33 protein-coding genes are annotated in these 22,121 nt (G+C 45.0%); 27 read left to right on the top strand and 6 right to left on the bottom strand.

Going from position 1 to position 22,121, the window contains the following annotated elements; translation table 11 throughout:
• Positions 1 to 7 precede the first annotated feature (7 nt).
• Positions 8 to 772 carry a sulfite exporter TauE/SafE family protein gene (locus tag AC4CV5_RS07245; RefSeq protein WP_166853560.1) on the bottom strand — a complete coding sequence of 255 codons (765 nt, stop codon included), beginning with the start codon at positions 770 to 772 and terminating at the stop codon, positions 8 to 10.
• A 225-nt stretch (positions 773 to 997) separates the two neighbouring features.
• The gene (locus AC4CV5_RS07250) at positions 998 to 1,462 is read right to left on the bottom strand and encodes a DinB family protein (RefSeq protein ID WP_166853559.1); all 465 of its coding nucleotides are present in this window, start codon (positions 1,460 to 1,462) and stop codon (positions 998 to 1,000) included.
• A 149-nt stretch (positions 1,463 to 1,611) separates the two neighbouring features.
• On the opposite strand from AC4CV5_RS07250, the gene yjoB reads away from it, so the two are divergent.
• From yjoB to phrA, 3 genes are all read left to right on the top strand, one after another.
• Positions 1,612 to 2,880, top strand: a complete 1,269-nt coding sequence (gene yjoB, locus AC4CV5_RS07255; RefSeq protein WP_490922346.1) for an ATPase YjoB — start codon at positions 1,612 to 1,614, stop codon at positions 2,878 to 2,880.
• Positions 2,881 to 3,023: 143 nt separating this feature from the next.
• On the top strand, positions 3,024 to 4,160 hold the full coding sequence (gene rapA, locus AC4CV5_RS07260) for a response regulator aspartate phosphatase RapA (protein WP_166853557.1): 1,137 nt from the start codon (positions 3,024 to 3,026) through the stop codon (positions 4,158 to 4,160).
• Positions 4,150 to 4,284, top strand: a complete 135-nt coding sequence (gene phrA / locus AC4CV5_RS07265) for a phosphatase RapA inhibitor PhrA (protein WP_019258130.1) — start codon at positions 4,150 to 4,152, stop codon at positions 4,282 to 4,284. The genes rapA and phrA overlap by 11 nt, the downstream gene beginning before the upstream one ends.
• A 31-nt stretch (positions 4,285 to 4,315) precedes the next feature.
• Here phrA and AC4CV5_RS07270 read toward each other — a convergent pair whose 3' ends face one another.
• Complete coding sequence (locus tag AC4CV5_RS07270) at positions 4,316 to 4,570, bottom strand: YciI family protein (RefSeq protein ID WP_222142643.1); 255 nt, start codon at positions 4,568 to 4,570, stop codon at positions 4,316 to 4,318.
• A 122-nt stretch (positions 4,571 to 4,692) separates the two neighbouring features.
• Here AC4CV5_RS07270 and AC4CV5_RS07275 point away from each other — a divergent pair, with 122 nt between their 5' ends.
• Positions 4,693 to 5,646: an N-acetylmuramoyl-L-alanine amidase gene (locus AC4CV5_RS07275; protein ID WP_166853555.1), complete on the top strand. Its 954-nt coding sequence runs from the start codon at positions 4,693 to 4,695 to the stop codon at positions 5,644 to 5,646.
• A 38-nt stretch (positions 5,647 to 5,684) separates the two neighbouring features.
• Here the strand turns inward: AC4CV5_RS07275 and AC4CV5_RS07280 are convergent, their stop codons facing one another.
• Positions 5,685 to 6,062 carry a PH domain-containing protein gene (locus tag AC4CV5_RS07280; RefSeq protein ID WP_166853554.1) on the bottom strand — a complete coding sequence of 126 codons (378 nt, stop codon included), beginning with the start codon at positions 6,060 to 6,062 and terminating at the stop codon, positions 5,685 to 5,687.
• Between the two features lie 105 nt (positions 6,063 to 6,167).
• Here AC4CV5_RS07280 and AC4CV5_RS07285 point away from each other — a divergent pair, with 105 nt between their 5' ends.
• On the top strand, positions 6,168 to 6,770 hold the full coding sequence (locus AC4CV5_RS07285) for a poly-gamma-glutamate hydrolase family protein (protein WP_166853553.1): 603 nt from the start codon (positions 6,168 to 6,170) through the stop codon (positions 6,768 to 6,770).
• Between the two features lie 74 nt (positions 6,771 to 6,844).
• Positions 6,845 to 7,681 (top strand): manganese catalase, encoded by an 837-nt coding sequence (locus AC4CV5_RS07290; protein ID WP_166853552.1) that lies wholly within the window; start codon positions 6,845 to 6,847, stop codon positions 7,679 to 7,681.
• Between the two features lie 44 nt (positions 7,682 to 7,725).
• Here AC4CV5_RS07290 and AC4CV5_RS07295 read toward each other — a convergent pair whose 3' ends face one another.
• The gene (locus AC4CV5_RS07295) at positions 7,726 to 8,322 is read right to left on the bottom strand and encodes an ImmA/IrrE family metallo-endopeptidase (RefSeq protein ID WP_490922349.1); all 597 of its coding nucleotides are present in this window, start codon (positions 8,320 to 8,322) and stop codon (positions 7,726 to 7,728) included.
• A gap of 162 nt (positions 8,323 to 8,484) precedes the next feature.
• Entirely contained in the window at positions 8,485 to 8,826 is a 342-nt protein-coding gene (gene xre, locus AC4CV5_RS07300) for an HTH-type transcriptional regulator Xre (protein ID WP_222142645.1), read from the bottom strand.
• 177 nt (positions 8,827 to 9,003) lie between these two features.
• On the opposite strand from xre, the gene AC4CV5_RS07305 reads away from it, so the two are divergent.
• From AC4CV5_RS07305 to AC4CV5_RS07405, 21 genes are all read left to right on the top strand, one after another.
• Complete coding sequence (locus AC4CV5_RS07305) at positions 9,004 to 9,183, top strand: hypothetical protein (protein WP_166853549.1); 180 nt, start codon at positions 9,004 to 9,006, stop codon at positions 9,181 to 9,183.
• A complete protein-coding gene (locus AC4CV5_RS07310) occupies positions 9,170 to 10,006 on the top strand; it encodes a phage portal protein (RefSeq protein ID WP_490922351.1) in 837 nt (278 codons plus the stop codon). Before AC4CV5_RS07305 ends, AC4CV5_RS07310 begins: the two co-directional genes overlap by 14 nt.
• The gene (locus tag AC4CV5_RS07315; protein WP_166853547.1) at positions 9,906 to 10,706 is read left to right on the top strand and encodes an ATP-binding protein; all 801 of its coding nucleotides are present in this window, start codon (positions 9,906 to 9,908) and stop codon (positions 10,704 to 10,706) included. Before AC4CV5_RS07310 ends, AC4CV5_RS07315 begins: the two co-directional genes overlap by 101 nt.
• Positions 10,706 to 10,873, top strand: coding sequence for a hypothetical protein (locus tag AC4CV5_RS07320; RefSeq protein ID WP_166853546.1), 168 nt, complete (start codon positions 10,706 to 10,708; stop codon positions 10,871 to 10,873). Before AC4CV5_RS07315 ends, AC4CV5_RS07320 begins: the two co-directional genes overlap by 1 nt.
• An 84-nt stretch (positions 10,874 to 10,957) precedes the next feature.
• Positions 10,958 to 11,317 carry an XkdD/Y8K6 family phage-associated protein gene (locus AC4CV5_RS07325; RefSeq protein ID WP_490922353.1) on the top strand — a complete coding sequence of 120 codons (360 nt, stop codon included), beginning with the start codon at positions 10,958 to 10,960 and terminating at the stop codon, positions 11,315 to 11,317.
• A complete protein-coding gene (locus tag AC4CV5_RS07330) occupies positions 11,304 to 11,510 on the top strand; it encodes an XtrA/YqaO family protein (RefSeq protein ID WP_166853544.1) in 207 nt (68 codons plus the stop codon). Before AC4CV5_RS07325 ends, AC4CV5_RS07330 begins: the two co-directional genes overlap by 14 nt.
• 114 nt (positions 11,511 to 11,624) lie before the next feature.
• Entirely contained in the window at positions 11,625 to 12,134 is a 510-nt protein-coding gene (locus AC4CV5_RS07335) for a sigma-70 family RNA polymerase sigma factor (protein ID WP_166853543.1), read from the top strand.
• Positions 12,135 to 12,251: 117 nt separating this feature from the next.
• Positions 12,252 to 13,049, top strand: coding sequence for a phage terminase small subunit (gene xtmA, locus AC4CV5_RS07340; RefSeq protein ID WP_166853542.1), 798 nt, complete (start codon positions 12,252 to 12,254; stop codon positions 13,047 to 13,049).
• Entirely contained in the window at positions 13,046 to 14,347 is a 1,302-nt protein-coding gene (locus tag AC4CV5_RS07345) for a PBSX family phage terminase large subunit (protein WP_490922356.1), read from the top strand. The genes xtmA and AC4CV5_RS07345 overlap by 4 nt, the downstream gene beginning before the upstream one ends.
• Entirely contained in the window at positions 14,348 to 15,838 is a 1,491-nt protein-coding gene (locus tag AC4CV5_RS07350) for a phage portal protein (protein WP_166853540.1), read from the top strand.
• A gap of 19 nt (positions 15,839 to 15,857) precedes the next feature.
• Positions 15,858 to 16,685: an XkdF-like putative serine protease domain-containing protein gene (locus AC4CV5_RS07355; protein WP_490922358.1), complete on the top strand. Its 828-nt coding sequence runs from the start codon at positions 15,858 to 15,860 to the stop codon at positions 16,683 to 16,685.
• A gap of 25 nt (positions 16,686 to 16,710) precedes the next feature.
• Entirely contained in the window at positions 16,711 to 17,646 is a 936-nt protein-coding gene (locus AC4CV5_RS07360) for a phage major capsid protein (protein WP_490922360.1), read from the top strand.
• 21 nt (positions 17,647 to 17,667) lie between these two features.
• Positions 17,668 to 18,051 carry a protein YqbG gene (gene yqbG, locus AC4CV5_RS07365; RefSeq protein WP_490922362.1) on the top strand — a complete coding sequence of 128 codons (384 nt, stop codon included), beginning with the start codon at positions 17,668 to 17,670 and terminating at the stop codon, positions 18,049 to 18,051.
• Complete coding sequence (locus AC4CV5_RS07370) at positions 18,048 to 18,404, top strand: YqbH/XkdH family protein (RefSeq protein ID WP_166853536.1); 357 nt, start codon at positions 18,048 to 18,050, stop codon at positions 18,402 to 18,404. Before yqbG ends, AC4CV5_RS07370 begins: the two co-directional genes overlap by 4 nt.
• A complete protein-coding gene (locus AC4CV5_RS07375; protein WP_490922365.1) occupies positions 18,401 to 18,886 on the top strand; it encodes an HK97 gp10 family phage protein in 486 nt (161 codons plus the stop codon). Before AC4CV5_RS07370 ends, AC4CV5_RS07375 begins: the two co-directional genes overlap by 4 nt.
• 12 nt (positions 18,887 to 18,898) lie before the next feature.
• Entirely contained in the window at positions 18,899 to 19,339 is a 441-nt protein-coding gene (locus AC4CV5_RS07380) for a phage tail terminator family protein (protein ID WP_166853534.1), read from the top strand.
• Between the two features lie 3 nt (positions 19,340 to 19,342).
• Complete coding sequence (locus AC4CV5_RS07385; RefSeq protein ID WP_166853533.1) at positions 19,343 to 19,561, top strand: YqzN/YkzM domain-containing protein; 219 nt, start codon at positions 19,343 to 19,345, stop codon at positions 19,559 to 19,561.
• On the top strand, positions 19,558 to 20,958 hold the full coding sequence (locus AC4CV5_RS07390) for a phage tail sheath family protein (protein ID WP_166853532.1): 1,401 nt from the start codon (positions 19,558 to 19,560) through the stop codon (positions 20,956 to 20,958). The genes AC4CV5_RS07385 and AC4CV5_RS07390 overlap by 4 nt, the downstream gene beginning before the upstream one ends.
• A 1-nt stretch (position 20,959) precedes the next feature.
• Positions 20,960 to 21,403: a phage tail tube protein gene (locus tag AC4CV5_RS07395; RefSeq protein WP_003239114.1), complete on the top strand. Its 444-nt coding sequence runs from the start codon at positions 20,960 to 20,962 to the stop codon at positions 21,401 to 21,403.
• Between the two features lie 91 nt (positions 21,404 to 21,494).
• Positions 21,495 to 21,941 carry a phage tail assembly chaperone gene (locus tag AC4CV5_RS07400; RefSeq protein WP_326220727.1) on the top strand — a complete coding sequence of 149 codons (447 nt, stop codon included), beginning with the start codon at positions 21,495 to 21,497 and terminating at the stop codon, positions 21,939 to 21,941.
• Between the two features lie 41 nt (positions 21,942 to 21,982).
• Positions 21,983 to 22,120 carry a hypothetical protein gene (locus AC4CV5_RS07405; protein ID WP_306290082.1) on the top strand — a complete coding sequence of 46 codons (138 nt, stop codon included), beginning with the start codon at positions 21,983 to 21,985 and terminating at the stop codon, positions 22,118 to 22,120.
• Position 22,121 lies beyond the last annotated feature (1 nt).

Genomic DNA, 22,121 nt, shown 5'->3' on the forward strand with positions numbered 1-22,121 from the left:
TTCTTCATTAAATCAATTTTAAGCCGCTGACCAAAATGATGGACGCCATAATAAATTGCAGCGGACGCGGGGAGAATCGAGGCGAGAGATGGCTTCCAATCAGCACGCCGGGAATTGAACCGATCAGCAGATTAGCTGCCAGCATGTAATCCACGCTTCCAAAGCTTGCGTTCAAAATACCTGCTGCCGTAACGAGAAGAAAAGCATGCGCGATATCGGTTCCGACAATCTGTGACGCTTTCATGTTAAATAAGTAAATCATGGCGATTGCAAATAAGGACCCGGAACCAATTGATGTTAATCCGACGATAAATCCAAACACAACACCAATAAGAATCGTCAGTGACCGCTTATTTTCAAGCGGCATCAGCTGCCAGCGGTTCGGGCGAAGTTTTCGATCCAAAAACAAACGAACGATGATTGAAATGGCAACAAGTGTTAACACATAGCCAAGAGCGTGCTTAATAATTTCTTCCTGATGCTGATGAAAGGCGGGGAACAAATGCAGTATGCCAATGGCAAGCGATGCACTCGGAATACTGCCGATGGCTAAGTATTTGACCAATTTAAAGTTAATCGTTTTCTGCCGCCAATGGGAGGCAACGCCAAACAGCTTTGTGATCGAGTTATATACAAGATCCGTACCGACCGCGATGGAAGGATTAATTCCAAGCACAATTAAAAGAGGAGTTAATAAGGCCGCTCCGCCTACTCCCGTCAATCCGACTAAGGCTCCGACAAACAAACCCATCAATATGATGCTTACACTCATGATAAAGGCCCCCTGAAAACCCGACTATTTTTATCAGATTATATATGATTAGGTCGTGTTAATCAATTGAATTTTTTGAATGTTTGCACGTTAATTGCTTGAAATTTTGGTTTGCTCAATATCCTTATTCATTTACCCTATAATGAGTGTCTGGACGAAATCCGGAAGTGAGCCGGAGGCATAAAAAAAGATACCCCTAAACAGGTATCTTTTTTCTCGTTTACGTTACATGCGCTGCTGATAGAAAGGAAGCTCTGTGTGGCCCATTTCCCGCACATAAACGAACAGGTTGCCTTTATGGTGAATTTCATGCTCCATTGCAAGCTGAAGCAGGGCGCTGCCTGTGATTTTTCTGCCGAAAGTTGCAGTCAGATCAATTTCTCTGTCCAACTGCTCTTCAGTCAGCTGTTCAAGGATAGCGGCCGTTTTTTCTGTATATGTTTTTGCCAGAACATTGAGATCTGTTTCTGTTTCTTCCTGCTTGTTTTGAAATGGTGAGGCATTGCCTTCTTTAATGACATTTGCGAACAGGTGGAAAGACGTAAGAATGTGTTTGACCAGCTCTTCCGCTGACATTGACGTTTCAGCCGGTTTGTAGCCGTAATGGTCTTTGCTGATTTTTTCAGCAAGTTCATTGGTTACGTTTCGATGGGATAAAAAATGGCTGACAATTTGATTGGATTGGCTCAATATGATCTCCTCCATATGTAAAAAATAGTGATGCAATGAAATCCTATATCAACGGTTATCAATTAACAAGTAATATGCTGTGAGGATGAAACAAAATGCTTTGTCAATCGTATATATAACGTTCACAAAACATGAAATGGAGTATAAACATGACAAACATACCTTTCATTTATCAGTACGAAGAAAAAGAGAATGAAAGAGCTGCGGCGGGATACGGCACTTTCGGTTACCTCATCACACGGATTGAAGAGACGCTTTATGAGCAATACGGTGTTTTCTATGAGCTCTATGCCAGTGATGACCCGAACACTGAATACTGGGAGCTTCTTGTAGAAGATGTCCGCAACGGTTCATTGGAGCCTGAGCATGTGGCGTATATATTTGAAAAGCTTGAAAAGAAAACCTTTGCTTACGATGAAGATGAAAAAGAGCCGGATTATACCGTCCATAAGTCTATAAGAAACAGTGTATATGCGTATCCTGAAAAGGGTGTGGCTTTTGCCAGAATTCCATATTTTCAAGATGGGAGCATTATGAGTTTCGATTGTCTGTTTGCGGTTAACGATGAAAAGATGCGTGCATTTCTAGAGGGAGTCAGACCGCGCCTCTGGGAAAAAAGCAAGCGGAAAGTGACCGTTTTTACGGATGGAGATGCAGGGACTTCAAGAGAGCAGGAAGGCATTGTCAGAGAGGTTCAACGGAGTCAGGTGATCATGAATCCGTTATTGAAAAAAGAGATATACAGATCAATTGATCAGTTTTTTCATAGTGATAAATCGTTTTATCAAACGTATGACATCCCTTATAAGCGCGGTATTCTGTTATATGGACCTCCTGGAAACGGAAAGACGACATTAGTGAAGTCGATCGCAGGCAGTATCGATGCACCTGTTGCCTATTGGCAAATTACTGAATTTACGTCGAGCGAGACAATAGAAGAAGTCTTTCAGTCGGCGAGACGCCTCGCTCCTGCAGTTCTGGTCATCGAGGATATAGATTCGATGGAAGATGTGCGCTCCTTTTTTCTCAATACGCTGGACGGCGCGACATCAAAAGAGGGGCTTTTTCTCATCGGCACGACGAACTATCCCGAAAAGATCGATCCAGGTTTGATGAATCGTGCAGGACGGTTTGACCGTGCCTATGAAATCGGGCTTCCGGATGAGGAGCTGCGGCTGGAATATATGAAAATGAGGGGCTTTGACATCTTTTTGAGTGAGGGAGAAATAAAAAACGTCGCAAAGCTTACAGAAGGCTTTTCCTTTGCACAGCTGGGAGAATTATATGTATCTTCAGCCCTTCAATGGCACCAAGAAGGGAATCATCATATTGAAACCATGGTGAAAGAGATGACTGGTGAGCAAAGAAAAAGCCGGCAGGGAAGCTGGATGGAAAGAAACAAGGTCGGTTTTCATTAAATGAAGGCACGGGTTTTAAAAAACCCGCGCTTTTTTGTTGCGGTTAGCCGAAATTCGACAATTGCGGTCTTTTTGCGTTCTTCTTTTTCTTGGAATTATGATAAAATATGACATATCTCGGGTAACTCAAAAGGGGGGATTAATTGAGGATGAAGCAGACGATTCCGTCCTCTTATGTCGGGCTTAAAATTAATGAATGGTATACCCATATCCGGCAGTTCCACGTGGCTGAAGCCGAACGGGTCAAGCTCGAAGTAGAAAGAGAAATCGAGGATATGGAAGAAGATCAAGACTTGCTGCTGTATTATTCTTTAATGGAGTTCAGACATCGTGTCATGCTGGATTACATTAAGCCTTTTGGAGAGGACACGTCGCAGCTTGAGTTTTCAGAATTATTAGAAGACATTGAAGGGAACCAGTACAAGCTAACAGGGCTTCTCGATTATTACTTTAATTTTTTTCGGGGAATGTATGAATTTAAGCAGAAAATGTTTGTGAGTGCGATGATGTATTATAAACGGGCAGAAAAGAATCTTGCCCTTGTCTCGGATGATATTGAGAAAGCCGAGTTTGCTTTTAAAATGGCCGAGATTTTTTACAATTTAAAACAAACCTATGTTTCGATGAGCTACGCCGTTCAGGCATTAGAAACGTACCAAATGTATGAAACGTACACCGTCCGCAGAATCCAATGTGAATTCGTTATTGCAGGAAATTATGATGATATGCAGTATCCAGAAAGAGCATTGCCCCACTTAGAACTGGCTTTAGATCTTGCAAAGAAAGAAGGCAATCCCCGCCTGATCAGTTCTGCCCTGTACAATCTCGGCAACTGCTATGAGAAAATGGGTGAACTGCAAAAGGCAGCCGAATACTTTGAGAAATCTGTTTCTATTTGCAAGTCGGAAAAGTTCGATAATCTTCCGCATTCTATCTACTCTTTAACACAGGTTCTGTATAAACAAAAAAATGATGCCGAAGCGCAAAAACAGTATCGTGAAGGATTGGAAATCGCCCGTCAATACAGTGATGAATTATTTGTGGAGCTTTTTCAATTTTTACATGCGTTATACGGAAAAAACATTGACACAGAATCAGTCTCACATACCTTTCAATTTCTTGAAGAACATATGCTGTATCCTTATATTGAAGAACTGGCGCATGACGCTGCCCAATTCTATATAGAAAACGGACAGCCCGAAAAAGCACTTTCATTTTATGAGAAAATGGTGCACGCACAAAAACAAATCCAGAGAGGAGATTGTTTATATGAAATCTAAATGGATGTCAGGTTTGTTGCTCGTTGCGGTCGGGTTTAGTTTTACTCAGGTGATGGTCCATGCAGGAGAAACAGCAGATACAGAGGGGAAAACATTTCATATTGCGGCACGCAATCAAACATGATGATGACAAAAAAGACCCTCAGGGGTCTTTTTTATTTCAGCTTCCATTCTTTTATGGTCAACTCAGAAGATCCGCTAGCCACCAGCGGATCTGCATGGCCGATTTTTTCCGCTTCTTCCAGCGAACCTGCTTCAATGACGTACGCTCCGCCTGTGGCGTCGCTGAATGGCCCGAACATTTTTAAGCGCTTTTTTGCCTGTAAGCGGTCCAAAAATTCATAGTGTCCGGCTACATGCTCCTGATTGAATTGATCAGTTCTCGTTGTGAGCATTAAGTATGTATTCATCTCATACCCCTCCTATTGAACTTTAGTTTAACACAATTATCCATATACCGGTGACGGATGGAATGAGCTTTTCGTCCTACGAATGCCACCTATTTATGAAAAAGAAAAAGGAGAGATGATAGGTGAGCATTCAAGTAAAGAAAAATTTGGTTTCTGAAGCGAAATACGCGCTGAAGTGCCCCAATGCGATGTCCGCTGAATACATTACCATTCACAACACGGCAAATGATGCGTCAGCGGCTAATGAAATCAGCTATATGATTGGGAACACCAGCTCGACAAGCTTTCACTTTGCGGTGGATGATAAAGAGGTGATTCAAGGTCTGCCGCTTAACCGAAACGCCTGGCACACGGGTGACGGCACAAATGGTACAGGAAACCGAAAATCAATAGGCGTTGAGATTTGCTACAGCAAATCGGGAGGTCCAAAATATGAGGCAGCCGAAGCCTTGGCGATTTCTTTCGTGGCTCAGCTTTTGAAAGAGCGCGGCTGGGGAATCGACCGGGTGAGAAAGCATCAGGACTGGAGCGGAAAGTACTGCCCGCACCGCATTTTATCAGAGGGGCGCTGGGATCAAGTGAAGGCGGCTATTGAAAAGGAATTAAACGGAGTCGTGTCAGCGAAAAAGGTTTCAGTCTCTTCTTCGGCGTCTGAATACCATGTGAAAAAAGGCGACACACTGTCGGGGATTGCGGCATCACATGGTGTCAGCGTGAAAACGCTGCAAAGCATAAATCATATCACCGACCCGAATCATATCAAAGTCGGACAGGTGATTAAACTGTCTCAGACGGCAACTTCTTCTAAAAGCCATGCTGCGTCTTCCTACCCCCTCCCATCTGGAGTGATCAAAGTGACAAGCCCGCTCACGAAAGGGACAAATGTAAAGCAGGTACAGACCGCTTTAGCTGCCCTTTATTTTTACCCTGATAAAGGAGCGAAAAATCATGGCATTGACGGCGTTTATGGCCCGAAAACAGCAAATGCCGTGAAACGTTTTCAGTCTGTCAGCGGATTAACGGCAGATGGCATTTACGGTCCGAAAACGAAAGCGAAAATAGTGGAAAAGCTGTAATCAAAAAAACGGAAGCTGCGAAGCTTCCGTTTTTCTTCTTACATACAAACGGCGGCAAGCACCTTTTGAATATCATAAATGCTTTCATCCTTTTTAAACTGCTTTGAGACGGCGGGAAGTTCTGCGCCGGAAATCCAAATTTTTAGCTCTGAATCAAGGTCAAAGCGGCCGGCGGTCTCCACACTGAATCTAGAAATGCTTTTGTACGGAATCGATTGAAATTCCGTTTTCTTTCCTGTGATGCCCTGCTTATCTACAAGAATAAGCCGTTTGTCAGTAAAGACAATTACATCTCGAACCAGCTTAAATGCGGCATCCACATTCTCACCATCGAGTAAAATATGAGACAGCTCTTCTTTCGCTGCAGCCGTTGACAGTGTTGACGCATTGCCAAGTAAACCATTAATAAATCCCATAATATACCTCCTTATGCGTATTCTATCAAATCATACTATAAAAAAGGTTTTCATACATAGATGAGTAGAGTAAACTGGTGCTGACTGGTAAAGGAGAGCATTAAAATGAAAGATATGTATGACAGCTTTGCAGCCCTTTCTGCTTCCGAAACGGAGTACCGGGTTATTTATGAGGAGAAAAACGGAAGTGAGTTTATTGTCCTCGGTCCCCACGGCGGCAGAATTGAGCCTGGCGTCAGTGAGCTGGTGCGGGCGTTTTCCGATCAATGTTCTATTTATTTGTTTGAAGGTGTAAAGCAGCGACATAACCGTTCCTTACACCTGACAAGCACTCGGTTTGACGAGCCGCTGGCTTTAGAAAAAGTAAACGCCCACCATTGCGCATTAGCATTTCATGGGTATCATGATCCAAAAATCCCGCATACATTGGTCGGTGGCACGGATCGTAAAAAAGCCAAGCTTATTTGTGAGCGGCTGAATGAAGCAGGCTTCAGTGCTGAGCTTACGAGTGACAAAGACCGACTGGCAGGTGTGCATCCGAACAATATTGTCAACCGAACGAAAAGGAAAATGGGACTGCAATTGGAAGTTAGCACGGCACAGCGAAAAGCGTTATTCCGTAATTTTGGCTGCCATGATGAAAGTTACATACAAAACGATCTGTTTTATCGATATGTGGAAGCCGTTAAGCTTGGTTTTTATGAATAAATGATACGGGACCTGCACGATCGGCCCATTCCTTCATACGCTAGGGTTGTGCGAAAGTGTAGGGAGGAATGCATATGTTTTATCATATTAAAGAGCTTCAATATCAAGCTAAGCCAGCTCATCCCGATCCGGTTTATGCGAAAAAGCTTCAAGAAATACTGGGCGGCCAATTCGGTGAGATCAGTGTCATGATGCAATATTTGTTCCAAGGCTTTAACTGCAGGGCGGACGCCAAATATAAAGATTTGTTATGTGACGTAGGTACTGAAGAGATTGCACACGTAGAAATGTTGGCGACAATGATTTCCAGGCTTTTGGATAATGCACCAGCCGATGTACAGGAGGATGCTTATAAAAGCAATCCCGCCATTGCAGCAGTGATGTCAGGAATGAATCCTCAGCATGCGATTGTGTCCGGTCTGGGTGCAATGCCAGCAGATAGTGAGGGCTATCCGTGGAATGCCAAATACATTATTGCAAGCGGGAATTTGCTGGCAGATTTCCGCGCAAACTTAAATGCGGAATCTCAAGGTCGCCTTCAGGTGACCAGGCTCTATGCGATGACTGATGATCCTGGAGTAAGAGATATGCTGTCATTTTTAATTGCAAGGGATACTTATCATCAAAATATGTGGTATGCGGCCATTAAAGAGCTAGAAGAAAGAGAACGGGATATTGTCGTTCCAACGACATTTCCGCGTGAGCTTGAAAAGCGGGAAGTGGCTTATGACCTGTTTAATTTCTCCAGAGGGGATGAAAGCTCACAAGGCAGATGGGCTCATGGCGAAGCCTTTGACGGCCGGGGAGAATTCAGGTATATTCCGGCCCCGATTGCATTTGGGCCTGCGCCTCACCTTAAACCGGCGCCTATGTGGGTGCATAATACGATTCCTCCAATGTCAAAATGCTAGTTGTTCTGCCGGGCTGAGGATTTATATTCCCAGCCCGTTTTTGATCAGCTGTATTTGCCGATATGATATAACGCTTTTTCTTCAGCGACCTGCAAGTGCTGCTTATCGCCTTCCTCATACACATTTGGCCGCTTGTGTGATAATAAATAAGCGAGCCGCTTCTGAAATTGAATACCTGCTTTACGCCGTTCAAACATTTCAAGCCTTTTTTCAGCAAATTCCTTTGTTACCCGGAATACCGTCGCGATTGTGGCAAGCGCCTGGCTTCTCCATTGCGGCAGTTCCATCTGCAACAGCATAAAGGTTGGCACACAGAAGTGGTACATAAATTGATTCGCCTGAAATTCCTGCAGTTCCCTGAAGAGCTTGTTCATCTGAAAATGATTGCCTGCATGCTTTAACACGTGGCACAGTTCATGGCCAAAATCTTCCCATTGCTCTTCCCGTGATTTTCTCTGATTCAATACGATACTATACATACCGTCGTATTTGACCATCATGCTCCCCATATCCTCAAAATGAACCCAAATATCCAGATCCTTTGCAATTTTTAGCATATCAATGTGATGGGGGGAGGTGATGCCCAGCCGGCTGTATAAATTTTTTACGTATTCCTCCAGATGTGATAAGTAATCGCCCAATTGAATACTCCCTTTCGAACGTGTGTTCTGTTTTTAGCGAGAAAGAAAAGCCCTTATAGGACTGGAAAGTGGTGTAGAAATCTTTCCCTTTTCTTAAAAAAATAAACACTTTTTTCTTTATATCGGTCTATTTTCTATATGTTTTAGAGAACAGAGAAATATTTATTTATTTTTCGGTTTCCGGTTTTTCTCTTTTTCTTTTAAATAGTTGATAAATTCAATGGCCTGCTGTTTGCTTTCTGGGGAAAAATCCTGCATATCACGGTATGCGAGCTGCAAGTCCGGATCTGAAAACATATCGTCGTCGGATTTTTTGTCTTTCCCTGTTAATAAGTAATCAGTCGTTACTTGAAAGTAATCAGCCAGCTTTTGGAGTGTGTCGTAATCAGGCTCGCTTCGCCCGTTTTCATAGTGGGAATATCGTGCCCGCGACACACCAATGTGGGATGCGATTTCTTCCTGTGTCCTTTTCCCCCTGAGATTCTTCAATCTGCTGCCTATCATACTATGACCTCTCTTTTTTAACTCCCTAAGTTACTTATGATTATAGATACAATCTGTATCAAAATAAAGTTATGATAAAAAAAGTATCAAAAATAACTTGATGATACAGATTGTATCGTTTATACTTGGTAACAGTTGATACGAAATGTATCGAAAACAGATCAGGAGAGTGATCACATGTATCCAATCCAAATTGTTTTTAGTGAAAATCCCATAGATCAGCGCCATCTCGGACAATCCGGCGGCACCATTTCGTTTACGGCATGCGGCCTTCCGGTGTTCCACTTTGAAACGCAAGAACAGTTTCAAACATACATGATGTTAAAAGGAGATGCGGCGTACAATGAAAACCGATAAAAGCTATCCTTTTCCTACGTATTCAGGGCTGTTGAATTCAGAACATTATGACAAAATTGGTCCGGCGCTATGGCTGTTTCTCTGGTTCATCAGCTCAACAACAAAAGAAATTGAAAAAGACGGCGTAAGCTGGGGAATCGTGCTCGGCCATAAGCCGTTAAAAGCGAGAGAAATGGCGGCTGTTTTCGGGGTGAGTGAGAAAACCGTCAGAAGATGGCTGGAGCTTCTCGAAACCCATGAGTACATAAAAGCTGTCCGCGCACCATACGGACTGATCATTTCGGTAAAGCATTCCAAAAAATTCAGCTTCAGATCGGACAAAACTGTACACCGGAGCAGAAAGGAACGGCCATTTTCGCCGCAGGCACCGGACACAGACGTCCGCTCAGATAAAGATAAAACAAATATAAATACTGCTGTTAATGATGCAGTAGATCACATTGCGAAGCGGTTTACACAATTACGGTCGGCTCAAGAAGGACGCACCGTATATCCTTCCTCCAGAGATTATCAAGCCATCGCCCGTATTGTCGCCATCGGCGTTCCTATGACGCAAACAATCGAATGGCTTGAGGAATGCTTTCAAGCCTTTGAAAACCGGCGGACAGCCGCTTCAGAAACAATCAAGGCCTTTCGCTATTGCTCGAAATTCATTGAAGACCGATTTTTCGCGCTGCAGGCCAAAAAGAATGCCGCAATTCAACATGAGAGGATGGAAAGACATGACAAAACGAACAATCGAGCAAATTTTGGACGAGCTGAAAAGAGGGAGACGTCCATTACTGGCGGACAAACCGGCCGAATTAGACGCAAGCCGGTATGATTGCCCGCGATGCAAGGATCAGGGAGGCTATCTTATCCGGCAGAACGGCCTGGAAGTCTGGACAATGTGCAGCTGCAGAGCAGAACGGAGAGTGAAGCGGCTTCTCGGTGCCAGTGAGATTACTCACGCCTTCAGACAGCTGGGCTTCAGAGAATTTCGCACGGAGGGAAAGCCACAGGCCATAAAAGACGCGTTTGAATGTGCAAAAGAGTATGTGGCCGATTATGAACAAATCAAGGACAGTCGGAAAAACAGCATTGCCCTTTTAGGACAGCCCGGTTCAGGAAAAACGCACCTTTTGACTGCTGCTGCCAATGAATTAATGAGAACACGCCACGTACCAGTCATTTATTTTCCGTTCGTGGAAGGCTTTACCGATCTGAAAAATGACTTTGACCTTTTGGAAGCGAAGCTGAGCAGGATGAAGCAGGCAGATGTACTGTTCATAGATGACCTGTTTAAACCGGTTAACGGCAAACCGCGTGCCACAGATTGGCAATTAGAACAAATGTATTCTGTACTTAACTACCGTTACTTAAATCATAAACCGATTTTGCTTTCGAGTGAGCTGACGATTGAAACACTTGTACGGGTCGATGAAGCGCTCGGCACGAGAATCTACGAAATGTGCAGCGACTATTTAGTGATTATTAAAGGAGCAGCGTACGAGCTGAACCATAGATTGGAGGGCATCAGATAATGTGCAAGCTTTGTCAAACAAAGAAAGTCATTGTGGAATATACCGGAATTGGAGCTGTTTTTCATCCATGTCCGAACTGCCGGTCCGGCACTGATTTAACGCCGGTCATACGAAAGCTGGAGCAAATGCTGACAGCGGGAAAAGCGAGGCTGAATGTCCATGATTAAACAGCTGACTGCTCTAATTGCTTTGCTGTTTCGGGCGAAGCGAACAGAAAAAAACATTGAAGAATGGTATAAGGATGACGGGAAGTGAAAGTGTTGGCAAAAACAAAACAAGCAGAGAAAAGCCCTGCACCGTGGCGTGCTGTCCCGTGCGGGGATACGAAACCGATCTATATTTATTCAGCATACAGTGAAGAAGAAAAAGAAAGATTCCCATATTCAAACGGCCGGCTGATTGCCGCTGTATTTAACCTCAGCTCTTATTCGCAAAAAAGCAATGCCGCCTTGATGGCGGCTGCACCCGAACTGCTGGAAGCGTCTAAAGCAGCTCTTGATTTTCTGAAAGGGAATTCTGTTCTTTCAAAGGAGCGCATCATTCAGCTATTAGAAAAAGCCAAAACAAGCGCTGGACCGGAAAGGGAGGAAAAGATACTTGATCAATCCTAAAAAACTGCTAAACATCGATTCTATCACGCTGGAGAGCCAGCTGGAGGACGGAAAAATCCGAGTGATTATTGTAGACGGTATCAAGCAAGAAGCATGGGTCACAGAAGCGCCGGAGCATGGAAAAACACTCGTCGAAACGAGAAAGGGAGACCTTGCCCGCGTGGATTTTGAAATCGGCTACAAATTAAATTAAAGCAAAAATAGAATACGTCCAAGACGGAAAGCCTGCGGACACTGATCAACTGCACAGCATTTGTGCGTTGATTGGTGTCCGTTTTTTATTGCCAAAAATGAGGAGGATCATAGAATGCAAGACTTACTATTTGAATATAAACGCACGCTAAAACAAACAAGAACACAATATAAACCGCTCGCTGAAGCAGATGAATCCGTGCTCTCAGCTGAAGAGCTGAAGGATAAAAAGATCATCAGAAACATGATTACTGATCTTGAATATGTAACAGAATGGCTTGAAAAAGGAAGACAGCCCGGCATCAGACGGGCGATTGACCGGCGTGATGCGTATCAGCGGCTGATGATCAAGGATCCGAGAATCATCGAATCATTTTCCAGCACAATGATGGTTGAGCCGGACGGACAGGTATCAGAAGAAGACAGAGAAAGAATCCAAGAAGCGTTATCCCTGTTAACGGACAGAGAAAAAGAAATGTTTTTGCTGCATAAGGTAGAATGCTTTTCTTATGAACGGATCGCTGATCTTCTCGGTGTGAAAAAATCGACTGTGCAAACGACCATCAAACGGGCAATCGTAAAGATGCAAAGACAGCAGGAGGAAATGAATCGATCGCTTGCCTGAAAGCTTGTCATACGTTTGCCACCTATAAGTGAATAGAGCATGACACATAAGCGGCTGGCAAGATCAGCTGCTTTTATGAATAGACATCCATGCTGGAGGTGGCGGTGATGCCGTAGCATGAAAACACAACAGCGCGAACAAGCATTAGCAATCTATCAACAACATCAAGGAAAGATCACAAATCGGGCGATCGCGGACACAATCGGCGTTTCCGCGAAAACAATCGGCGTCTGGAAAAAACAAGACAAATGGAAACAGGCCTTGTTTTCTGAAACCAGAAACGAACAAACACAGCGCCGGATAGACAATAATGAATTAAATGAACGCCAGCGGCTGTTTTGCCTGTATTACGTCAAAAGCTTCAATGCCACACAGTCAGCAATTAAAGCGGGCTATTCACCGGACAGCGCCCACGTGACGGGCAGCCGTCTGTTAAAGAATGAAAAGGTCGCTGCTGAAATCAGACGCATTAAAAAAGAAATGGTCAATGAAATGTTTATTGAAGCAATGGACGTGCTGCAGGTTTACATCAAGATCGCTTTTGCAGATATTACGGACTATGTGACTTTCGGAAAAAAAGAGGTCCAGGCTGTCGGGAAGTCGGGACCGCTGTTTGATGAAGATGATAACCCGATTATGAAGGAAATCAGCTTTGTCGATGTCAAAGATTCCGGGCTCGTTGACGGCACCATTGTGACGGAAGCGAAGCTTGGCAAAGAAGGCATCGCCATCAAGCTCGCAGACAAGATGAAGGCGCTCGAGAAGCTGTCCTTATATTTTGATTTGTTTCCGGATCAATTGAAACAAAAAATTGAAAACGAGAAATTAAAGCTTGCCAAACAAAAAGCTGAAAAAACAGATGACAGCCAGGAGCCGATTGAAATCATGATCAAACGAAAAGAGGACAAGCCATGATTGTAAAAGAAATCAACCCTCATTTCGAAGATTACGTGTTCAATTGGGAGCAGACGTACCAGTTTCTCGTCGGCGGCTACGGCTCATCCAAAAGCTATCATACCGCATTGAAAATCGTGTTAAAGCTGCTGAAGGAAAAACGGACGGCCCTTGTCATCCGCGAGGTGTTTGATACCCATCGGGATTCGACCTTCGCCTTGTTTCAAGAGGTGATTGAAGAGCTCGGCCTTACAAAGGCTGTGGCAGCCCTTTCTTCCCCGCTGCAGCTGCGTTTTCAAAACGGCAGCCGGATCATGTTCAAAGGAATGGATAATCCGGCAAAATTAAAATCGGTTCATAACATTTCATTAATATGGATTGAAGAGTGCTCAGAGGTGAAGTATGAAGGCTTTAAGGAATTAATCGGCCGTCTTCGCCACCCTGAGCTGAAGCTTCATATGATCTGCACCACCAATCCCGTCGGCACCTCCAATTGGACGTACCGGCATTTTTTTCGGGATGAACGCAATAAACGGTTTGTGCTGGATGACAGCGAGCTTTACGAAAAACGGACAATTGTCAAGGGGGATACGTATTATCATCATTCCACAGCAAACGACAATCTCTTTCTCCCGAAAAGCTATGTGAATCAGCTTGACGGACTCAAGGCATATGATCCTGACCTGTACCGGATTGCCCGCAAAGGCCGATTCGGCGTCAACGGGATTAGGGTCCTGCCACAGTTTGAGGTGCTTCCGCATGACCGAGTAAAAGAACGTATCGCAGCCATCGACAAGCCAATTTTTCGCACAGGCATGGATTTTGGGTTCGAGGAATCCTACAATGCTGTTGTCCGACTTGTAGTCGACCCTGAAAAAAAATACCTCTACATTTATTGGGAGTATTATCAAAACAAAATGACAGATGACAGGACGGCTGAGGAGCTTCGTGAGTTTATTGACACACAGGAATTGATCAAAGCCGACTCCGCTGAGCCGAAAAGCATCCAATATTTCCGCCAGCAGGGCTTTCGAATGGTCGGAGCCAGAAAGTTTCCCGGCTCAAGACTTCAATACACCAAAAAGGTGAAACGATTCAAAAAGATATTCTGTTCGGACCGCTGTGAAAATGTCATCTATGAGCTCAAGTCGCTAACGTATGCTAAAGATAAAAACGGAGCTCTGATAGAGGATGAATTCACGATTGACCCGCATACGCTTTCTGCCATTTGGTATGCGCTAGATGACTATGAGGTTGCTGATATGAAAGAGACAGCACACAAACGAATCCGGCCGAACCGGGAAAGGAGGAGGTTATAAATGACGCACAATCAAACAGTCAGAGCAACTGTGTTCAAAGCCAATACCGCCGTACCTCAGACAAAGCAAATCTATGAAGATGACTTTTCTGAGCTGTATGGAGAGGATATTATCGCACCGCCCTACAATATCATCGAGCTTAAAACCATTGCTGAATATTCGACGATTCTTCAGCAATGCATTGATGCGTACAGGGTGAATATTACAGGTTTTGGCTTCGATGTTGAGTACACGTTTGATGTCAACGCGAGTGACGTCGATCAGACGAAAAAGAAAAGAGCGGAAAAAGAATGGGCCAGACTTGAAGCCTTTTATAAATGCCTTCATTTTGACGAATCAGCCGAAATGATTTTAGGCTATGCCATCGAAGACAGAGAAAAAACAGGCAACGGCTTTATGGAAGTGCTTCGCGACGGGATGGGAAAACCGGCCGGCATCGAATATTTAGATGTGAAATATATGCGTGTATGCGGAGCCGGTGAACCTGTTGAGGTCTCATTTGTATATGAAGAAAATGGGAAAATGAAAAGAATCAAAAGGCAAAAACGTTTCCGAAAATATGTGCAAATGATCAATGGAAAGAAAGTATTTTTCAAGGAATACGGCGATCCGCGAAAAATGGATATGCGTACGGGTGAATATGTAAACACATTGGCAGAGAAGTATCAAGCAAATGAAGCCATTCACCTCAAAATCGGAAGCGGCGTATACGGCGTGCCCCGCTGGGTCGGCAATATCGTCAATCTATACGGAGCCCGAAAAGCAGAAGAGCTCAATTTTATGTATTTTAAGCAGGGCCGTCACGTCCCCGCTGCGATCACAGTGGAAAACGGGATGCTGTCGGAAACTTCTTACCGGGAGTTGCAAGAGTACATGAATGATCTTGAAGGCGTGGAAAACGCCCATAAATTTCTCCTGATTGAAGCGGAAGGAATCGCAAAAGAGAAGGATATCCACGGAGGTGAGGATATTACGCCGGTGTCCGTGGAAATCAAATCCTTGGCGGAAATTCTGCAAAACGACGCTTTGTTTCTTGAATACGATGAAAAAAGCAGAAATAAGCTGCGCTCGGCGTTCCGCCTCCCGCCGCTGTATACAGGAGAGGCCCAGGAATATAACCGGGCGACAGCTGATACCGCTAGAAAAATTACGGAGGAGCAGGTCTTTCAGCCGGAGCGAAAAACGCTTGTGAATAAACTGAACACGCTGCTTTTGCCGGAGCTGAATATTCATGACGTTCGGCTGACATTAAAAGGACCGGACTTTCGTGATCCGCTTGAGATTGCGAAAGTGCTCGGTCCTTTTATTACAGCCGGAGCAGTCTCACCGAATGATTTACGCGATCTTGCCGGACGGGTGCTTGGCAAAACGCTGGAGGAGTGGCCTGAGGAGATTTATAAACGGCCTGCAGGACAGGATGCGGAAAAGACAAACCTGACTGCGCTCATGCAGGAGCTGAAAGAAAGCATCGAAGGGATCAAAACGTCCTGAAGGGAGGTGAAGCAAGCAGGTGGCGCGGGAATTAAGAAATGCCAAAATCAGCTTTGTCAGCTATGTGGACAAGGCGGCTAACCAGACAGAATTTTTCTTTACGAAGTCATCCGGACCTCCGTCATTTGAAAAAAAGGTTCGGCTGTTTACAAAAAGTGAGCAGGATGAACAAAGGCTCGTGTACGGAATCGTGTATGAGCCTGATGTTCCAGATGCCCACGGCGATTTTATGACTGCTGAGGAAATTGAAAAAGCGGCGCACGGCTTTCTCGCCGAGGCACGGGAGATTGATATCAATCACAGCTTTGAAGGCGGAACCGGCGTCGTGGTCGAGTCATATGTGGCGCCCGATGATTTTATGATCGGGACAAAGCAGATTACAAAGGGTTCGTGGGTACTCGTGACGAGAGCATCTGACGAGGTGTGGGAACATATCAAGGCTGGAATCATCACCGGCTACAGCATGGCGGGCACTGCTGATGTATATGAAGAAGAACCGGTTGAAAAAGCGGGATTCTTCAATGTGTTCAAGCAAATGCTGGCTGACAAAACAGGGAAGGAGACTGAAGAAATGAGAAAAGAAGACATGAAAGAATCATTCGAGCATGCGCTTTACCCTCTGCTCAAACGGCTTGAGCGGATTGAAAAAAATACAGACACGGAGGAAAAGCCGGAGCAGACGGGTGATGACGAGCGTCTGAAAAAGCTCGTTGAGGACATGCTTGCCCCGCTGATTGAACGAATCGAGGCTTTGGAAAAAGCGCGAGGCGCGTCTAAGCAGACAGCGGACGATGCAAGCGGCAATACAGAGCAAGTTAAAAAATCTATCTGGAGCGGACTGCTGTAAAACCAGTCAAAGAGGAGGAAATCAATTGAGAAATCAAGAGATCATTCGGAAAGCGGAAATGTCGCTTTCTGCTTTAAAAAGCGGCGGACTTATGAACCCTGCGCAAGCATCGGCCTTTATCCGCATGGTGCAAAACACGCCGACCATTTTCAGTGAATCCCGCGTGATTCAAATGGAAAATGACTCACAAAAATTTGAGAAAATCGGCTTCGGCCAGCGTATTCTGCGGGCTGCTCAAGAAGGAAAAGCACTGTCAAACGACGAGCTGACAGTTCCAACGACAAGCACTGTCCAGCTGAACACGAAAGAAGTCATTGCGGAAATCAACATTACGTATGACACACTCGAAAATAATATTGAAAAAGACGGCCTTCAGCAGACGATCATGCAAATTTTAGCAGAGCGCGCAGCCGTTGATATTGAAGAGCTGATTGTAAACGGTGATACAGCATCAGCTGATCCGTATCTGGCTCAGCTGGACGGCATCCGCAAACAAGCGGTGTCCCACATCGTTGACATGAACGGTGAAGAACTGTCCAGAGCGACATTCAAGAAAGGCTTAAAGGCTATTCCGCCAAAATATTTGCGTATTCCTCAGGAATTCAGATTTTATACGTCTCACGGCTTAGAAGTTGAATGGAAGGACCGCGTAGCAGACCGCCAGACAAACCTTGGGGACCTGGCTGTTCAGGGCGGTTTATCAACAGCATTCGGCGTACCAGTCAAAGGGGTTTCTAATATTCAGCCGTACACAGTCGGTGAGGGAGATGCGCAATATGACGCTTCTGATATCATTCTCACACATCCAAAAAATATCATTCTCGGCTTCTCCCGCAATATCCGAATTGAAGTCGACAAAGACATCCGCTCCCGTAAATTCATTATTGTCTTAACGGCCAAGCTGGACAGCAAGTTCGAAGAAGAGGATGCCTGCGCGAAATTAATTAACGTAAAAGAATAATAGAAACGGGGTGGTCAGCTCATGCTCATTGAACCGACTGACGTAGCCTCCTATTCGGTCTATGATCGGGTGAAAAACAGGCCGGAAGAACTGCTGGCGCAGGATATCATCGAGGCGGAGGCGGAAGCGGCCCTCATCACGGGCCACCGCTTTGAAGACAGCATTTATGACCCGCTGCCCGACAAGGCGAAATTGGCTTTGCTGAAGCTTGCCCAGTATTTTGCGCTTGTAAACAGCGATGAATCAGCCTCATCAAGCTATCAGTCTGAAAAAATGGGGGATTATTCCTACACAATTTCCAAAGAAGGCGGCATTCAGCGGCCAGAGGTGTATCATCTGCTCGAAGAGTTTATCACACCGGGCTATGTCCCTGAGTCCTCCAGGCTGAAGGTGAGGTCTTTATGAGCTATCAGCAGATGCTCATTCATCGCTGCGACATTTATCATGAAGCGGCGCAAGCGCCGTCTGCAGGCCGATTCGGGATTCCTGCAGACAAGCTGCAGCGGGTCATTTCATATCCGGACACACCCGATGAACTAGATGTCCCTTGCTATTTTACTGAAAAAACGCAGCAGCTGATCCAAGAGGAGCCGGATCAAACTGTATATCACAGCTTTCTCGTCCATTTTCCGTTGTCAGCGGATATCCGTGTGAACGATAAAATCATTTGGGAGAATCATAAATATATACTAAAGCTGCCGAAAAGGATCAGACATCATCATTGGGAAGTCATCGCCGTCAGGGATGAAAGCCTGTGAAAATAACGGGACTGAAACAGCTAAACACGTCATTAAAAAAAGCGGCATCAGACGGCTTTTCACGTCAGGCGTCCCGCTGGCTTGAGGAGTGCGGGCAAGATTTTCTGGAGATCGTCCAATCTGAACTCATCAGCACACAAACGATTGATACAGAAAAACTGCTCAGCTCGTTTAAGAAAGGCGCAGAGGACAATCTCTGGATTGTGCAAAGCGGCGGGCTTTCGCTTGAGGTGGGTACACAGCTTGATTACGCCTCATTTCTTAATGACGGCCATTGGACGTCAAAACAAGATGTGAGATGGGTGCCGGGGCATTTCCAAGGCTCGCGGTTTATTTATGATCCTGCGGCTTCAACGGGAATGGCGCTCAAGAGAAAATGGATCCCGGGCACGAGCTACTGGGACCAAGCGCTGCTTTTATATGAACAGCTGTTTGAAAAATCGCTGGAAAGCAAATTGCGCCAGTGGCTGAAGAAGCTGTAAAGGAGGAGCAGGATGAACAGTGAAACAGGATCGATCATGGCATTTTTGTACAGCCAGTGGTCTGTTCCCATTTATGAACGCGAACTTCCTGATCACTTTCAGGTGCCGTCGTTATACGTCTCATCGCCAACTGTTTTCGAGGAAACAGATACGGTCTCCACGTTTAAAAAAACATACAGTCTCAATGTGAAGCTGTTTCATCATGACTCCGTTCAGGCGCTGGATGAAGCGGACAGGCTCGCGGATGCCATTAGAGAAGCGAGAAATATGGTTCCGCTGCTCAGTGAATCCGGTGAGAAGACGGGGGATATGGTTCGCATCACCCGAATTGAGACAAGGGTAGGAGACAGGGGCGAGGCAGTCATGGTGATCAGGTGGAGCAGCCGATATTATTATCACAAAACAGAACAGCCTGTCTTACAGGATATCGACATGAACAGTGGGGTGAAATAAGCGGTGGCAAAGGACAAACAACAGAAAAAAGCTGTACATACAGAGAGCCGGGAAGCTCTTTTTGATACAGCGGATTTAATTAAGCACGCGAAGGAGCTGTTCGGCGTTAAGCCGGATATCCTTCAGGGGGCTTTATTTGGCGTGGACAAAACACGTATGACGAAATCAGAAGCCAATCAATTGATTCAAACATTTCTAACCAAGGAGGTCATGTCATCATGAATGGCGGAACATTTACAACAGGCAAAGAAAAAGAACGTGCAGGCATTTATTTTAACTTTAAAACGACAGCGCAGGAGCGGGTGTCACTTGGTGAACGGGGGACAGTCGCACTTCCGGTCGCATCAAGCTGGGGCGAAGCGAAAACGTTCGTCTCCATTTCCAGTGTTGAGGATCTAAACAAAAAAGTGGGCCTCAGCATTGATGATCCATCTTTATTGCTATTGCGCGAAGCAAAGAAAAATGCGAAAACGGTATTGATGTACCGTCTAACCGAAGGTGTCCGAGCGTCTGCTGATATTGCTGAAGGCGTCAAAGCAACTGCGGTATATGGCGGAACAAAAGGAAATGACATTATCATCCGCATTAACCCAAATGTGCTGGATGCTGCTTCTTTTGATGTAACAACATATATGGATGAATCAGAGGTTGATAAACAGACTGTCAAAAAGGCTGAAGAATTAACAGCGAACGGCTATGTCACCTTTACTGGAACAGGCGATCTTTCTTCGACGATTCCGCTCACTGGATCAGAAGGAGACACTTCAGCTGAGACACTGAATGCATCTGCAGGAATCCGTTTATCAGGCGGTACGGATAAAGCTCCTGTCAACTCCGACTATACAGATTTCTTAGCCGCGGCTGAAACGGAGAGCTTTGATGTGATTGTACTCCCTGTTGCGGAAGGTGATCAGCTGAAGGCGACATTTGCTGCTTTCATTAAGCGCCTTCGCGATGGCCAAGGACAAAAAGTGCAAGGGGTCACAGCCAATTATGCCGGTGACTATGAAGGCATTATCAACGTAACAGAAGGTGTGCTGTTGGAAGATGGCACGGAAGTTACGCCGGACAAAGCAACGGCTTGGGTAGCTGGAGCGAGCGCAGGAGCAACCTTTAACCAATCACTTACATTTGTAGAGTACGAAGGCGCCGTTGATGTGTTACACCGCCTTGACCACGATACGATTGTTGAACGTCTGGGCAAAGGCGAATTTTTATTCACATTCGACGCCCGCGATAAATCCGTCAGCGTAGAAAAGGACATTAACTCACTCGTTACGTTCACAGCTGAGAAAAACAAAAAATTTGCGAAAAACAAAATTGTCCGTGTTCTGGACGCTGTGAATAATGATTTAACACGAGAACTGAAAGCCTTAATTAAATCAAGAAAAGGCAGCGGAAGCGATATTCCGGCGTCTGAAGACGGACTTCAATATGTAAAAACGATGATTACGCAATACATGACAACTCTTCAGGATGCTGGCGGCATCACTGGCTTTGATTCTGATGAAGATATCACAATTTCAATGAATGAGGACCGTGACGGCTTCTTGATTGACCTGGCTGTACAGCCTATCGACGCAGCAGAAAAATTCTACTTTAATGTGGAGGTAAACTAATATGGCATTAAAAGCACAAAACACAATCTCAGGAAAAGAAGGCCGCTTATTTCTCGATGGCGAGGAAATGGCGCACATCAAAACATTTGAAGCAAACGTCGAGAAAAACAAGTCTGAAGTAAACATTATGGGCCGCCGCATGACAGGCCATAAAACAACAGGGGCAAACGGGACAGGAACAGCAACGTTCTATAAAGTCACATCAAAATTTGTGATCCTGATGATGGACTATGTCAAAAAAGGCAGCGACCCTTACTTCACACTCCAAGCTGTCCTGGATGACCAATCCTCCGGACGAGGCACAGAGCGAGTCACCCTGTACGACGTCAACTTTGACTCTGCTAAAATCGCAAGCCTTGATGTCGATTCAGAAGCGTTAGAGGAAGAAGTTCCATTTACTTTCGAAGACTTCGACGTGCCTGAAAAGCTTTCTGACACGTTTTAATCAAAGCTGAACCAGCCATACCGCAGACCTTTCTTAGAAAGGTCTGTTTTTCACATGATGAAACCAATTAAAAGATAAGGGAGTTTTTTACATGAGCGAGAAGAACGAAAACGTATATGATCTTTCCTTTTTTATGCCGGGAAAAACAATTGAAGCTGAGGAAATCAAAGTGCCGATCTCAAAGCGTTTTGTTGATAAAAAAGGGAATGTCATTCCATTTGTCTTTAAAGCGATCACAACAGAGCGCATTGATGAATTGGAGAAAGAAACAACAACGTATAAAAATGTCAAAGGCAGGGGCCGTGTAAAAGATTTAGACAGCCAGCGCTTTTATGCCCGAATCGCAGTGGAATCAACGGTTTACCCGGACTTCCGTTCAAAAGAGCTTCGAGAAGCATACAAAACGGCCGACCCGGTAGAAGTTGCGAAACGCGTCCTCTCAGTCGGAGGAGAATACGCAAACTGGTTAAACAAAGCGATTGAGATTAATGGATTTGAAGATGAATTAGAGGATCTGGAAGAAGAAGTAAAAAACTAATCAAGGATGGGCATAAAGAAGCCGTGTATCTCTACTATGCGATGCACGAGCTTCACTATTCCCCATCAGATTTATTAGCGCTCTACGAAGCACCCAGAAACTTTAAGGCGCTGCTGTATGGACTAATCGGTTATAAGCTTGAATTAATGGAAAAAGAATCGAGGAAAGGAGGTACATAAT

The sequence above is a fragment of the Bacillus sp. NS1 genome (assembly GCF_058248265.1).